Annotated in this window: 10 protein-coding genes; all 10 read left to right on the forward strand. The window is 31.1% G+C overall.

Annotated elements, in window-relative coordinates; all coding sequences use genetic code 11:
- Positions 1 to 214: 214 nt before the first annotated feature.
- Complete coding sequence (locus DFQ10_RS04475; protein WP_115816163.1) at positions 215 to 3,214, forward strand: sensor histidine kinase; 3,000 nt, start codon at positions 215 to 217, stop codon at positions 3,212 to 3,214.
- A 117-nt stretch (positions 3,215 to 3,331) separates the two neighbouring features.
- Positions 3,332 to 3,964: a response regulator gene (locus DFQ10_RS04480; RefSeq protein ID WP_115816164.1), complete on the forward strand. Its 633-nt coding sequence runs from the start codon at positions 3,332 to 3,334 to the stop codon at positions 3,962 to 3,964.
- A 48-nt stretch (positions 3,965 to 4,012) separates the two neighbouring features.
- Positions 4,013 to 4,879 carry a DUF4846 domain-containing protein gene (locus tag DFQ10_RS04485; protein ID WP_115816165.1) on the forward strand — a complete coding sequence of 289 codons (867 nt, stop codon included), beginning with the start codon at positions 4,013 to 4,015 and terminating at the stop codon, positions 4,877 to 4,879.
- 21 nt (positions 4,880 to 4,900) lie between these two features.
- Positions 4,901 to 5,278, forward strand: a complete 378-nt coding sequence (locus DFQ10_RS04490) for a Na(+)-translocating NADH-quinone reductase subunit F (RefSeq protein ID WP_115816166.1) — start codon at positions 4,901 to 4,903, stop codon at positions 5,276 to 5,278.
- A 50-nt stretch (positions 5,279 to 5,328) separates the two neighbouring features.
- The gene (locus DFQ10_RS04495; protein ID WP_115816167.1) at positions 5,329 to 6,306 is read left to right on the forward strand and encodes an FAD:protein FMN transferase; all 978 of its coding nucleotides are present in this window, start codon (positions 5,329 to 5,331) and stop codon (positions 6,304 to 6,306) included.
- Between the two features lie 136 nt (positions 6,307 to 6,442).
- The gene (locus tag DFQ10_RS04500; protein ID WP_115816168.1) at positions 6,443 to 7,726 is read left to right on the forward strand and encodes a hypothetical protein; all 1,284 of its coding nucleotides are present in this window, start codon (positions 6,443 to 6,445) and stop codon (positions 7,724 to 7,726) included.
- A gap of 167 nt (positions 7,727 to 7,893) precedes the next feature.
- Positions 7,894 to 10,824, forward strand: coding sequence for a sensor histidine kinase (locus tag DFQ10_RS04505; protein ID WP_115816169.1), 2,931 nt, complete (start codon positions 7,894 to 7,896; stop codon positions 10,822 to 10,824).
- 9 nt (positions 10,825 to 10,833) lie between these two features.
- On the forward strand, positions 10,834 to 11,586 hold the full coding sequence (locus DFQ10_RS04510; RefSeq protein WP_115816170.1) for a LytR/AlgR family response regulator transcription factor: 753 nt from the start codon (positions 10,834 to 10,836) through the stop codon (positions 11,584 to 11,586).
- Between the two features lie 151 nt (positions 11,587 to 11,737).
- Entirely contained in the window at positions 11,738 to 13,612 is a 1,875-nt protein-coding gene (locus DFQ10_RS04515; RefSeq protein ID WP_181897574.1) for a leucine-rich repeat domain-containing protein, read from the forward strand.
- Between the two features lie 157 nt (positions 13,613 to 13,769).
- On the forward strand, positions 13,770 to 15,845 hold a 2,076-nt coding region (locus DFQ10_RS04520; RefSeq protein WP_147299181.1), incomplete at its 3' end, for a T9SS type A sorting domain-containing protein.

Raw genomic sequence — 15,845 nt, forward strand, 5'->3', positions numbered from 1 at the left:
TAAAATCAAATCATTAGGGAAAGGGAGCTGCTTTGTTAAAACATAAATAATTAGGGTATGATTTAACTTTAGCTAATTTAGGTTGTAATTGTTCTGTTGTCAATCACATCTTAATGTGATATTGGCTGATATCTTTTTGTATATTTGAGACTTAGCTATTAATTAAACCATTATTTTGAATTCCTTTAAAACACTGTGCGCTTTTGTTCTGCAAATGAGCTTACTCTTTGTATGCTATAGTGTCTATTCTCAAAATCCATCGCAAATAGATATCCTTACTACGGAGGATGGTTTGTTGTTTAGAGATGTATCTAATATTACACAAGATAATAAAGGTTTATTGTGGATTGGAACTACACAAGGGCTTAACCGTTATGATGGGCAGAATTTCAAGGTTTACAATAGTGATGTAAGTAATCCTTTTTTTATCGAAGATGATTATATTAAGTGGAATATGGTTTATGACGACGCAACCAATTCTGTATGGTTTTCAGCTAATGACAAACTGTTTCAACTTCAAATTTCTACGGATTCCATTATATCTTATAATGAAAAACAACATTTAAACGATCGTATGTTAGGCTTGTATAAAGCACCAGATAATTCTATTTGGGTGGTCACTGACGATTATTGGCAGGTGAAAAAAGAGACATCAAAACTTTATCTTAAAAGGTTTGAGAATGGGAAGTTTAATACCATTTCTTCAGTAGATAGATATAAGTATGTTTTTAATGCTCTAAGTTTTGATACTAAGGGATCAGTATGGTGGTCCACAACTAATGGTACTAATAAATATAATAGTAATGGTGAATTATTGGAAAGTTACGTATTAGATACTTACGACTGGAACGGTGATCTCATTCATTACGTACCAAATTTTTTCGATAGTAATAATACACATTATTATTTTCCTGAATCAAAAGGTGGTATTTATATCTATAATGCGCTAAAAAAGACATCAGAAACGCTATTTGAGACAGAAAAAATTATAAGACGTGCTATAGAAGATGTTGATGGAAATATTTGGTTTGCAGGTGATAAGACCTTATACCGCATGGATAAGGATCGAAATTTTACTGATTATACCAATTTAATCAAATCTAAACTTGACTATTCTCTTATAAATAATCTATTTATAGACAAAAGCGGTTTGCTTTGGGTCGCTACAGATAATGGTTTATTTAAGGTGAAAACCCAGAAACAATTATTTTCTAATCTTTTTAAATCAACAAAGGAAGGTTGGGGAAATTCTATGCGAGGTATTTTTGAAGATGCTGATGGACGTATCTTTTCCCTTTGTGAAAGCAAACATCAGTTGTGGTATAAGACTAAAGAAGGAAAGATTGATTCTTTACCATTAAAAACTAAATTGGGAAAACCTCTAACACTGATGTATGATGCCAGTTTTATAGTTACAAATAGTAGCAAAACGAAAGCATTCACCATAGGAAGTGGTATCTGTGAGATAGATTTAAAAACAGGTATTACTACGGTTTATAATCAATTTAGTATTAATAATAATATCCATGGACCAAATGCGCTATTACGATTACATGATGGACGCTTGCTATTTGGTTTTACTCAAGAATACTTAACCATTTTTAATCCGGAAACTCAAGAACACCAGGCAGTTTTTAATAACCAGACCATACAAAATAACATAAGAGGCTTAAAGTTTTTTAAAGAAAGTAAAGATGAAAATCACATTTGGATAGGTACATCAGAGAATGGTATTCTGAAGATAGATCTTAATGGAAACATCATAAAAATGTTTAACACCAAGACAACTCCTCAACTTGTTAAAGATGATGTTTTATGTCTTGAAGAAGATCGTGATGGTAGTTTGTGGGTAGGCTTTTATGGTGGTGGGTTGAGTCATATTTCTCCGGACGGAAAAACAATAACAAGCTATAAAAAAGCGGATGGATTGCCAGATGATAATGTTGTTGGTTTGCTACTAGAAGGAGATGAAAAATTGTGGATTAGTACGTATGATGGTCTGTCTCGATTTAATAAAACGACCAAAGAATTTCAGAATTTTTATTCCGAAGATGGTTTGTCTCATAATGAATTTAATTATTCGTCCTTTTTTAAGGATAGTCGAGGGGTATTCTATTTTGGAGGTATGAATGGTATTAATGTTTTTAATCCTAAAGCCTTACAAGAATCTGTAAGACCACCAGATATTCAGTTCTTAGGAATTTCGGGTTATAATAGTAGAACAAATGAGAACTTTGTTAAAGATTATGCTCAAAAAGAACTAAATAATTTTATAGCATCTCCTTACGATCAATACTTTGAAGTGAATTGGTCTTTGCCTAGTTATTTTCAAAATTCTAAAAATATATTCAGTACGCAGTTAGAGGGGTTTGAAAATCGTTGGTTTTACCAAGGTAATGCCACCTCTGTAAGATATAACAAATTACCAGCAGGAGATTATGTACTTAAAATAAAAGGGGCTGATTCTAGAGGTAGCGAAACGGCTAATATTTTATCTATTCCTATAACGGTAAAACAAATTTTTTATAAGCGTTGGTGGTTCATAGCTTTAGTTATAGTTGCGATTTCTGGTATGGTGTACTCTGCATTTAGATACCGTTTAAAACAAGCTTTGGCTATGGAACGCCTTCGCACTAAAATATCTAGTGATTTGCACGACGATGTTGGTTCGTTATTGTCTGGTCTCGCTATGCAAACCGAACTTATGGAAATTAGTGCTAGTGAAGCTGATAAGTTTAAACTTCAAAAAATTGCAGGCATCAGTCGGAATGCCATTTCGCAGATGCGCGATTTGGTATGGAGTATTGATAGCAGACGTGAAACGGTTCATGACTTAATTGAACGTATGCACGAGTTGGCAGAAGAGTTATTATTACCAAAAGACATTGCATTTCAGATCGATAGTTCCAGTATTAAAAATCCTAATAAACGACTGACAGCACAAACGAAGCAAGATCTGTTTTTAATATATAAAGAGGCCATAACCAATATTTTAAGGCATTCTGACGCTACTAATGTTAAAGTAGCTTTTACCAATACGTCTAAAGGTTGTGTCTTTACAATCCAAGATAATGGGAGTAAAAAAGAGTGTTATAAATCTACAGGTTTAGGTTTGTCTAATATGGCAATGCGTGCGGAAAAATTAAAAGGAGAATTAAAATTTCTCAAAGAAAATGGGTTTTGTGTTAAGCTTCATTTGCCTTTTAATATGTAATATCACATCATGATGTGATTGTACGTGTTGATTATTGTTATAATTTTACTAATGAAGAATTATAACCTTTTCAGCATTTAAATTTTTTATAAAATTGAAGCCTATTTAAGTCGCAAAATGAGTACAATTACCTTAGGAATCATAGAAGATGATCAACTCGTTCAGGAAAGTCTGAAGGAGTTCTTCCATGCTCAAGCTGAAATAGATTGTGTACTAATGTCGTCTTCTGTTGAAGATTTTTTAACGTCCATTAAATCGCTTAAAACCTTACCTGAGATAATTCTTCTCGACATTAACTTATTAGGTATGTCTGGTATTAAAGGGATTCCATTACTATTAAACGAACTTCCAAAAGTAGACATTATTATGCTGACGACTTTTGAAGACAATGATAGTATTTACAAAGCATTGTGTGCAGGAGCCTGTTCGTATTTGTCGAAGAAAACACCACTAAAAAAAATAAAAGAAGCAATAGAAGTGGTGCATAAAGGCGGTTCTTATATGTCGCCTTCCATTGCTCGAAAAATAGTGAATAGTTTTGCTCCAAAGCAGAATAAAAGTAACTTACTAACGCCTAGACAAAAGGAAATTGTTGCCGAAATTGTAGATGGTAAAAGTTATAAAATGATAGCTAATGATTTGTTTGTTTCCATTGATACGGTGCGTACACATATTAAAAACATCTACAAGGCTTTAGAGATTAATAGTAAAGCCGAATTAATCAAAAAATCTTACGATAACGAGTTGTAATTCAAAGATCGGCATACGAAAAATCATAACTTTTGCGTTAGGTTATGTATGAAGAAAGTTATACTCATCCTTTTTGTATTGGCATCACTTGCTGTTTTAGCCTTTCAGTTTCAACCTGTAAAAAAAGCGGTTACTATAGTTACATCTAGTATCGAAACTCCAAGTCTTGTTAATAAGGATAGTTTAACCATTGCTTCACGAGTGAATTTACCCGAAGGCTATAAACGTGTAACTTATAAAAAAGGAAGTTTTCAAGACTATCTTAGAAACTACAAATTAAAACCGTTTGGAAGTAAAATTATCAACTACGATGACACCTATTATTTTTGGCAAGGAGGTCATATCGGAATTTTAGAAATTCCAGTGCCTAAAAACGGATTGCAACAATGTGCCGATGCTTTAATTAGAATTAGAAGCGAATACCTTTGGGATAACAACAGAAAAGATGAAATAGGTTTCAATTTTACTTCAGGCCATTATTGTTCTTGGAAAAAATATGCAGAAGGGTATAGGCCTAAAATCAATGGTAATAAAGTTTCGTTTCATAAAACGGCAAGTGCCAATACATCAAAAGAAAACTTCTATAAATACTTGAATTTAATTTACATGTATTCTGGAACCTTATCACTTTATAATGAGTTGGAAGCTGTTGCAGCCAAAGATTTAAAAATTGGTGATATGCTTATTAAAGGAGGTTCACCTGGTCATATTGTTATGATTGCAGATGAGGTTATAAATGAAAGTGGTGAAAAGTTATTCTTATTGTTTCAAGGTAATACACCAGCGCAAAGTGTACATTTGGTTAAAAATTTGGAAGATTCAACGCTATCTCCATGGTATCAATTAGAAGATGATACTGTGATTTCGGTTTCAAATTATACATTTGGGAATTCTAAATTTGTGCGTTTTAAATAGCAACTTTGTATCTTTGTTGTTATGAGTAAACCTTTAACACCTCAAGAAGTTCACAATCTTGCCATGAACCATGTTGGCAAAGACCTAGAAGCACGTGGTTTTGAATTTGTTGCCATTAATAGCAAGCTAAAACGCCATCCGCAATTTGTCTGTATCGATAAAAATAGTCAGTATTACTTTGTAGTAGTTCGTGCTGTGATCTTACCAGAAAATCCAAACAATTACGATATCGTTTGGATGGAAACCTTTAAAAAACATGCTTACGAAAAAGATGCCAAAGTGTTGTACGCAGGAGTTGGTTTGGGGAATCCTGAAGGAGAAGATTTACCTATATATTTAGATCAAGAATATCTTATAGAATATAATGGCATCCAAGTCATTGAAATGAATTTGAATTAATAAATTCTCAGTTTTATCAGGCATTGCTGTCTAAATCAATCTACATATTTATGAAAAAAATAGTTTACCTATTTCTAATTGCCATTCTTTCTTCTTGTAATGAAGAACCTAAAAACACTAAAATTAGTGGACCTGTATTTGGTACAGCCTATAATATTCAATATTACACAACAGATAATTCAAATTATAAAACGCAGTTTGATAGCCTTTTTGCTGTAATTAATGAGTCGATGTCTACTTATATTCCCGATTCAAAAATATCTAGAATTAATAAAGGAGAAATTATTGAAGTAGATGAGCATTTTACGCGTGTTTTTAACAATGCAAAGAAAATTTATAGAGCAACCGAAGGAGCTTTTGATCCTACAATTGGAGCTGTGGTTAATGCTTGGGATTTTGGACCGGAAGGTAAAATAATTAATATAGATAGCACAACCATAGATAGTTTAATGAAGTCTGTTGGTTATAATCGTATGGGATTAAAAAACAATAAAATAGTAAAAAACTCTAATTCCTTTTTAGATTTTAATGCTATTGCAAAAGGGTATGGAGTAGATGTTATTGGAGAGTTTTTAGAAAGCAAGAATGTTAAAGATTATTTAGTTGAAATCGGAGGAGAAATACGTGTAAGAGGTATTAATCTCGATAAAAAATCACCTTGGAGAGTTGGTATTGATGATCCTAATTTTAATGAAGAACAAAGCTATTCAAAAGTGATTGCTTTACAAGATGAAGCCATGGCAACTTCAGGGACTTATCGAAAGTTTAAGACAGATGAAAACGGTAATCGTTATGCGCATATCATAAATACAAAAACAGGATATCCTTCTAAAACTAATATTTTAAGCGTCTCTGTACTAGCTGAAGATTGCATGACGGCTGATGCGTATGCCACGGCATTTCAGGCTATGGGAATTGAAAAAGTGAATTGGTTCTTAAATTCACACCCAGAATTGAAAGTTTATTTTATTTATGAAGATGAAAATAAAACATTACAAACACTAAGTGTAAATAACTTTCCTGAGTAATTTCTCGTTTTTTGAATTAGAATTTTTACATAATATCCTTGATAATAGGTATAGTGTCGAAAAGTTTAATTTACCTATTTTATTTTTAGTAGTTTTCTCACAGTTAGCAGATTGTTAGCTTTTTAATCTCTTACTTATGAAAATAAAATTTATTATCCTTTCATTAGTTTTTCTCTTTCCATTTACAATTATTGGACAAACTAATAGTGAAATTTCAAATGTTTATATAAAGCGATCAGAAGTGCTTTTTCATAATTTAGAAATGGATAGGTCTTTAGAAATTTTTAATAAGGCCTTAAAATATATGGACAGTGTTCCAAACAGTCGCGTGGCTAAATTAGGTGCTTTATTGCATTTTGAACATGAAAAGTTTTTTGAAGCACGTTCTTATGCTAAATGGTATTTTGAATTAGAAGAAGATAAGGAGACGGAAGATTATCAAAATATGTTAGAAACCTACGTTAATATTCAAGAAGAAATTGATAAGTATATTGCAGAGCAAAAAGCGTTAGAGTTAAAGCGATTAAGGGAAGATAAAGAGGCACATAGGTTAGATTCTTTAAATAAATTATGGACAGATATGTCTAAGGCTTATACTATAAAAATTGATAGCATCTATAAATTCAACAAACACAGCTTAGCAGTTTTCTCTAAAGACGGTCAACTTGGTATAATGGACGATGTTGGTAATGTTATAGATAAACCACAGAATTATAATCATTTTATAACCTATGATGGATATGTCCTTATGTTAGATAAACAAAAGAATCCAGAAAAAATTTATGCTTACAATTGCAATACTAAACAAGGTTTTTTATTACCAAGTGTTTCTACCTTCAATGTTAAGTCTACACATTATGGTAAAGTGATGTTACCACGTGGAAATGGGTTAATGGTAACTTATCCCAATAATTCTAAAAAAGCTTATGTCTACAATGTAAAAGATAAATCGTTTATGGAAACAACTGATTTAAATGATTTTTTAAAAATGTTGAAGAAAAATGATATTATTGAAAAATATAAAGATGAGCAAGTTCGGATTAATAAACAATGGTTAACTCTAGGAAGTCACTTAGGTGCTGGAGTTTATGAATTGTATGGAGATGACAATAGATTTGGATTTTTAAATACTTCAGATGGTAAAGTGTTAGATGCTAATTTTTATAACTACTTAGGAGGTTTTTACAATGGTAATTTCGAATTGCTTGAAGATGGAAAACAATTTTGGATGGACGCAGATGGCATAAAAAGAGAAACTAACAAAGATGAAAATGGTATGTATTCAGGTACATCTAGATTTGTGAAACATGCTGATGGTACTTATGGAATTCTTCAGAATAGAGAAGGCAAGGATTATTTAGTTTTTGGAGATAAAGCCTTATTAAATAAAGTGCAGTTTATTGAAGAATCGTCGCGTTAATTTCTTGTTGTTTGCTGAACTTAGTATTAGTACAAGCCGAAATTTCATCAATATAACTTCCAATTTTAAAATTAAAAAACAAGGGTTTAGCAGTTCAAACTAGCATTTTAGAAGTTAATAGAGTTATAAGTATTAGTAAATTGTATTTTTACTTATAATTTTTAAAATTGTACAGAAAACCATTTTTTCTATGTTTATTTCTGCTTTCGTTTTTACTGGAAGCACAACAACCCGTTTCTGTACATCTCACAGAAAAAGACGGACTACCAGACAAAGAATTTTATAACATTATAGAAGATAGCAAAGGTTTTATTTGGCTCACTGCAGACAAAGGGTTATTTCGATATGATGGTAAGATATTTAAAAACTATAGTAATCCAGAAAAAAGAGGATTGTCGGTTTTTGAACCAGTAGAAGATTATTTGGGACGTGTATGGTGTAACAACATTTCTGGTCAGTTTTTTTATGTTGAAAACGACCAATTAGTCACTTTTATAGATTTAGGAAAAGAACTTAAAGGTGAGCTTTCATCTTTTCTGGTTACAAAAAAACATCTGATCGTTTTTACTAAGTTTAAGATTTACTATGTCAATTTGTTGAGCAAAGAAGTCATATTGAAATTTACTACTGAATTTCAATATGGACCACCAATTACATCTAATGAAACCATCCTCTTCGGAAATTGTAAAAGTTTATTTAGTTTAAATACAAAAGAAGAAAAAGAAGAATTATTACAATTTAATTTCTCTGTACCAAAAGAGAATAGAGGTAATGCTATTAATCAAAAAACTGAATTATTTCAATTAAAATCACTATTATTCTCTAGGGAAAACTATAAAAAAGTCAACACATTTTTTAAACTAGATATCGATACTAATACACAAGTAGAAGTCAAAGGGTTAGAAGAACTTAAGAATAATGAAAACCTCAAATTTTTTGAAAACGATGGGCAACTTTGGGTTGCAACTAATAATGGGGTTTTTGTGTTTTCTTTTAAAAATGACTTATTTAAGCTAGAAAAACATTTTTTACAAGAGTATTTTGTAACAAAAGTTATTAAAGATAAAGATGATAATTTCTGGTTAACAACGCTTAATAACGGTGTTTTTGTAATGCCAAATATACATGTAGAGCATCTTAATGTTTCAGAAGAAAATAGCAATATAAGTTGCCTAGAAAAAATAGATAATAACACTTTGTTATTTGGAACAAATAAAGGTGATATTGTTTTTTATGACACAAAAAAACATGAAGAATATTTTATTGACTTGCCGTTAGCAGAACGCGTGTCGGCAATAAAATATCATCCCGAAAAAGAATTAATCTATATCAGTAAGGATGTAAGTGGTTTTTTGATGGATTATAATACTAAGCGTATTGAATCCATTAAAAATTTCTTTACTGCAAAGAGTTTTTCCATAATAGATCATAAAGATTTGCTATTTGTAAATTATGCAAATGCAAGTTTAATTACAGGAAGTGATTTTAATAAAGTAAATAAGGAAATTTCGGCTAACAAAAGAGCATATACTTCATTTTACAGTTTAATTAGCAAAACGACTTATGTTGCGTTTGTTGATGATTTAAGAGCTTATGATGATCAATGGAAACCTAATAACATTCGATATAAAGATCAATCGATTTTTGCACTTTCATTATCTGAAACCCCTAATGGAATCGTATGGGTTGGTACATTTAAAGAAGGTGTTTTCGGGATAAAAAATAACGAAGTCGTTTATCATTTTACTACTGAAAACGGACTCATTTCTAATAGAATAGAAAAGATAAAAGCAGACCAAAATAATTTATGGGTTGCTGCAGATAATGGCATACAAGTTATAGACGTAGAAACAAATAAAATTAAAACACTAACCAAACGAGATGGTGTAGTTTCTTACGATATTTCTGGAATAGAAATATTAGAAAACAAAGTATATTTTTCTTCTAATAAAGGCATATTTTGTATTGATAAAGTAAAAGCGTTTAAACCTGAAAAGCAACCAAAGGTTTATTTTAATCAGGTTGAAATTAATGAGCAAGAGGTAGCTTTAAAGTCGGATTACACATTAAATTACAATCAAAATAGTATTAAATTCGGTTTTAATGTTAATGGATTTCAATTTAACCAAAAGGGTAAATACGCTTATCGTTTATTAGGTTTAAATGACGATTGGATTACTACTGAAACTGGGATCAATTCTGTTAAATACAACAGTTTATCAGCAGGAAATTATACCTTCCAAGTAAAACCTGTTTTGGATGTAGAAAGTGAAGAAAATTGTGTTGAGGAACTTAAATTCTCTATTTCAAGACCCTTTTGGAAAACGTGGTGGTTTATGTCAGGTATTTCAATTTTAGTCCTAGGATCAACAGTTTTATATTTCAGAAGAAAAATAAAAAAGAAAGAACAACAACGCCAAATAGAAGTAAAACAATTATCCTTAGATAATGAACTTATTGCTTTAAAATTAGAAAATTTAAGGTCGCAAATGAATCCGCATTTTATATTTAATGCGCTAAACTCAATTCAAGAATATATTGTTTTAAACCAAAAAATATTAGCTACTATATATTTGGGCAAATTTGCAGATTTAATAAGAACCTACTTAAACCATAGTACTAAAGGAAAAATCACATTACAAGAAGAAATAGATAGTTTAGAAATGTATTTAGAATTAGAAAAGTTGCGTTTCGAGGATAAACTAAATTATACCATTACCACATCTGGAAGTTTAAAACCAGATCAAGTAAACATCCCAACAATGCTTATTCAGCCTTATGTTGAGAATGCTTTAAAACACGGTTTATTACATCGAAAAGATAATAGAATTCTAGAAATTAGTTTCTTTATAAATGAAGACTCTAATACAGTAAGGTGTCTTATTACAGATAATGGTGTTGGCCGAGAAAAAGCCGAAGAATTTAAAGCTAGAAGCCACAAGAATCATAAATCTTTCGCCACAAAAGCAACCCAAGACAGACTAGCATTACTTAATTACGGTAAACAAAAACAAATTGGCATAACTATTACAGATTTGTTTGAAGCCGAAAAACCAACAGGAACTAAAGTAGATATTACAATTCCGTTTACAAAATAGAAAGCACTAATGAAAGTAGTTATAATAGACGATGAGCCAAAGGCAAGAAAATTACTAGAGATATTAGTAAAAGAAAACTGCCCAAAAATCACTGAGATTCTTACGGCTGAGGACTTATTAAGTGGTGTAGAAATTATTAAAAAAGAACGACCGCAAATCGTATTTCTAGATATTGAAATGCCTGAACATTCTGGATTAGAGATTTTTGATTTTATTGAATCTAAGACTTATAATTTCGAAATCATTTTCACAACCGCTTATAGCGAATATGCTATAAAGGCGTTTGAACTTTCTGCGGTAGATTATTTACTAAAACCATTACGAGCAGATAAATTGGTGGATGCTATTGAAAAAGCCATCCATAATATTGGAAAATCCCATATCAATATTAAATTAGACGAGCTTCAAAAAAGCTTAAAATCGTCTGACTTTAAAAAAATAGGACTTCCTGTAGCAGATGGTATCAAGTTTGTGAATTTTGAAGATATAATTCTCTTAAAAGCAGATGGTATGTACACTAAAGTAAGTATTCAAAATGGATCTGAATTATTAATAAGTAAACCGCTTAAGCATTTTGAAACCTTATTAGATGCCATTCCAACATTTTATAGACCACATCGTTCGTATTTAATTAATCTAAAATTCATTCAGGAATATGTTAAAAGCGATGGTGGTTATATCATAATGGATAATGATGAAAGCGTTTCCATTTCAAAAGATAAGAAAGACGAGTTTTTAACTATTGTACAGAATATAGGGTAGAATGCTTTAGAAGTCCAAAGTGGTGTTTCAGAAATTCAGTTACAATTTTAGTAGGTTGGATTAAGATATTTGTTTTTATAAACTTTAAAATTCTTAACCTATTATGAAAAAAATTACATTTTTTCACGAACACTTAATCAATAAATGTTTCGTGAGTAAAACAAAATTACTTTCTCTAATACTACTGATTCTCACATTAAGCAGTAGTGCTCAAACACAAATAGCAACAGGAGCTTCTAGTCCATCAGGTTTGGTTGTTGTAGGAGATTATATCTATACCGTTAACCGAACTAATAGTAGTCTTGTTAGAGCTAACAAAACTCAAGTAGGTACTAATAATTTTGAAACAGTTGTGACCAATATGGCTCGCTCTGGAACTGTTGGTAATCTTTTTGGTATATACGATAGTGTTTATACACCTGGAATAGCATATGGTACTATGACTTACACAGATGTTAGTGCTGGAACTGCTTTTCCTGTTTATAATTCGCCTTATATAGTGAATATGACATATTCGATATCTAATGTATTTTATTATGGTGGTTTAAATTATATAGCAAATAGTGCTAGCGGTTCTGCCGAATTAATTGAACATTATAGTTTAAGTGGTGGTAATTTAATAGCTACATTGCCTGTAGATTATCAATATATTTCTGATGTAACAACAGATGGTTCTATTATGTATTTTTCAACTACAACAGGTTCAATTTATCAAATAGATTTAGCTGCAACAACACCAGTAGCAACACTAGTAACAAGTGGTTTAGGTGTGGTTAAAGGGATTCATTTTGCAGATGATTATCTTTATTTTTTAAATGCAAGTCAAGTTCGTAAGGTTCATAAATCTACTTTAGTTGTTACTGCGGTTTCTTCTGTACCAGGAGGTGGAGTTGCTATGGAAATAGATGGATACGATATTTATGCAGCTAATACCTATGGTAGTATTTATAAAATAAATGATCCAGATTTAGCACCTTGCATAGTAAACATCCCAGACGTAAATTTTAAAGCAGCACTTGTTGCAGATACAGCAATAAATACTAATGGTGATACAGAAATACAATGTAGTGAGGCAAGTGCTTTTACGGGAGCCATAAATGTTGCCAACCAATCTATTTCAGATTTAACAGGTATTGAAGCTTTTATTGAGTTAACTGAGCTTTATTGCGCGGATAATTCACTAAGCACGTTAGATGTTACTAATAATACTAGTTTAACGGCACTTCAATGTCAAAATAATTTATTAACCAGTATTGATGTTTCTAATAATATTAGTTTATTCTATCTTGATATTAAGAATAATTCAATAAACAGTTTAGATGTTTCTAATAATACTAGTTTAGAAATATTCTATTGCAATAATAATGCACTTAGTAGTTTAGATGTTACTAATAATGTGAGTCTAACTATGTTTTATTGCCAAAATAATACGCTAACTAGTTTAGATGTTTCTAATAATACTAGTTTAGTAAATTTGTATTGTAACGATAATTCGATAAGCAGTTTAGATGTTTCTAACCACACAAGTTTAGTTCAGCTACTTTGTTATAATAACTCAATAAGCACTTTGAATGTTTCTAATAGTACAAGTTTAAATCAGCTTCTTTGTTATAGCAACTCACTAAGCAGTTTAAACCTTGCTAATGGTAATAATAGTAGTCTAGCTGGTTTTGTTGCAGTAAGCAATCCCGACCTAACTTGTATACAAATAGACGCTGGTTTTACACCACCTGCAAACTGGCAAACAGATACGACAGCAAGTTATAGCGATGATTGCGCAGCATTAAGCGTAAATGATTTTAATATAAATTCAATCTCATTACAGCCAAACCCAACAACTTCAATGTTAAATATAGAAATGACTCAGAGCTTAAAACAAGCAAGTGTCTATTCTATGTTAGGTAAAGAAGTATTAAAATCTGAAAATAAAAAGCTAGATGTTTCTAGCTTAGAAAATGGTGTCTTTTTAATTAAAATTGAAGACGAAAACGGAAACGTTTCAATCAAACGTTTTATTAAACAATAATAAATTGGTTTTGTTTTTATTAGAAATCTCGTAAGTGTAATGCTTACGGGATTTTTTTTTTGGTTTAGAAGTCCAAAGTGGTGTTTCAGAAGTTCATGTTATTTTTAATAGGTTGATTTAAGATATTTGGTCTTATAAACTTTAAAATTCTTAACCTATGAAGACAAAATTACTTTTATTATTCGCTGTATTTAGCTTTTTTAATATACAAGCACAATGTGTATCCAGTTTTAATCAAGGGACGCTTAGTCTTAGCCCAAATTATAGTTGTGGTCAGGGATTTATAGCCCAATGTGATGGAAATTTAGAATATGTTCAATTCTTTGCCGGATCTTCAGGTACAATTCCGGCTGGAACCCTAAAGATATTTTATGGTAATCAGGTAACTGGTTCACCAATATACACGCAATCGCATCCTGCTATTACAGTAAGTCAAGCTAACGATCCAATTAGAGTAGATATTACCGGTAATGTAAATGTGGTTAATAACGTACAATACACCTTTGAAATTAGAATTGATACCGTTGATATTATGTTTGATCCTAATGGAGGATATACAAGTGGTACTTTTTTTCAAAGTGATAATGGAGTAACAGTTGAACAGCCTAATTTCGATTTAAATTTTGATGTGTCTATTCTAGAACCTTGCACAGTAAACTTGCCAGACGCAAACTTTAAAGCAGCACTTGTTGCAGACACTTCAATAAATACAGATAACGATACAGAGATTAGTTGTGATGAAGCTACTGCTTTTACGGGAACTATAATTGTTAATAATCAAAATATTTCAGACTTAACAGGTATAGAGGCATTTACTAATATTACAGGTTTACGATGTGAATATAATGCCATAACGCTTTTAGATGTTTCTAATAATCCTAGTTTATCGGATTTTCGTTGTAATAATAATGCTTTAGAAGTCTTAAATATGGCAAGTGGAAACAATACGGCAATTACAGTTTTCACAGCAAGAAATAATGCGGATTTAACGTGTATACAGGTAGATGATGCAGCATACAGTACGTCTAATTGGGCAAATATAGATGCTGGAATCGCAAGTTTTAGTACAAATTGTAACTATCCTTGTACTGCAATAACAATACCTGACGCTAATTTTAAAGCTGCCTTAGTGGCAAATACAGCAATAAATACCAATACGGATTCAGAAATTAGTTGCACTGAAGCATTAGCTTTTACAGGAATTTTAGATGTTCAAAATCAATCTATCGCAGATTTAACAGGTATAGAGGCTTTTACAAATATTATAGGGTTATTTTGTAATAATAATTCATTAACTACTTTAGATGTCACTAGTAACACCTCTTTAACTGCTTTAAGATGTCTTGATAATTCCTTAACGAGTTTAAATGTCGCTAATGGAAACAATGTGAATTTCGTTCAATTTAATGCACTTAACAACCAAGATTTAACTTGTATTCAAGTAGATGCTGGTTTTACACCACCAACAGCTTGGCAAAAAGACGGAACAGCAAATTATAGCGATAACTGTAATGTAGCACCTTGCATAGTAACTATTCCAGACGCAAACTTTAAAGCAATACTTGTAGCAGATACAGCAATAAACACAAACGGTAATGCAGAGATTGAGTGTAGTGAAGCTAGTAATTTTACAGAGTCTATAAATTGTGCTAATAGTTCTATTTCAGATTTAACAGGTATAGAGGCATTTACAGCTTTAAAATGGCTTTACTGTTTTAATAATACAATAAGTAGTATAGATGTTTCTCAAAATGTAGCTCTAATAACATTAAGCTGCGGAGATAATGCTTTAAGTAGTTTAGATGTTTCACAAAATCCGGACTTATTAATCCTTGGTTGCTCAAATAATTTATTAACAAGTTTAAATGTAGCCAATGGAAATAATGCTAATACTATTGATGCTTATTTTGAAGCAACAGGAAACCCTAACTTAACCTGTATTCAGGTAGATAACGCTACGTATAGTACAAACAATTGGACAAACGTTGACACGCAAACAAGTTTTAGCACTAATTGCACACTAAGCGTAGATGAATTTAATATAAATTCAGTCTCATTACATCCAAACCCAACAACTTCAATTTTAAATATAGAAATGACTCAGAGTTTAAAACAAGCAAGTGTCTATTCTATGTTAGGTAAAGAAGTATTAAAATCTGAAAATAAAAAGCTAGATGTTTCTAGCTTAGAAAATGGTGTCTTTTTAATTAAAATTGAAGACGAAAACGGAAAT

Source organism: Winogradskyella eximia (assembly GCF_003386165.1).
GTDB classification, from domain to species: domain Bacteria; phylum Bacteroidota; class Bacteroidia; order Flavobacteriales; family Flavobacteriaceae; genus Winogradskyella; species Winogradskyella eximia.

What these genes read in the sequence shown, in the direction of transcription:
- DFQ10_RS04475 (WP_115816163.1), top strand. Translation starts at nt 215, where the DNA reads ATGAGCTTACTCTTTGTATGCTATAGTGTCTATTCTCAAAATCCATCG.
- DFQ10_RS04480 (WP_115816164.1), top strand. Translation starts at nt 3,332, where the DNA reads ATGAGTACAATTACCTTAGGAATCATAGAAGATGATCAACTCGTTCAG.
- DFQ10_RS04485 (WP_115816165.1), top strand. Translation starts at nt 4,013, where the DNA reads ATGAAGAAAGTTATACTCATCCTTTTTGTATTGGCATCACTTGCTGTT.
- DFQ10_RS04490 (WP_115816166.1), top strand. Translation starts at nt 4,901, where the DNA reads ATGAGTAAACCTTTAACACCTCAAGAAGTTCACAATCTTGCCATGAAC.
- DFQ10_RS04495 (WP_115816167.1), top strand. Translation starts at nt 5,329, where the DNA reads ATGAAAAAAATAGTTTACCTATTTCTAATTGCCATTCTTTCTTCTTGT.
- DFQ10_RS04500 (WP_115816168.1), top strand. Translation starts at nt 6,443, where the DNA reads ATGAAAATAAAATTTATTATCCTTTCATTAGTTTTTCTCTTTCCATTT.
- DFQ10_RS04510 (WP_115816170.1), top strand. Translation starts at nt 10,834, where the DNA reads ATGAAAGTAGTTATAATAGACGATGAGCCAAAGGCAAGAAAATTACTA.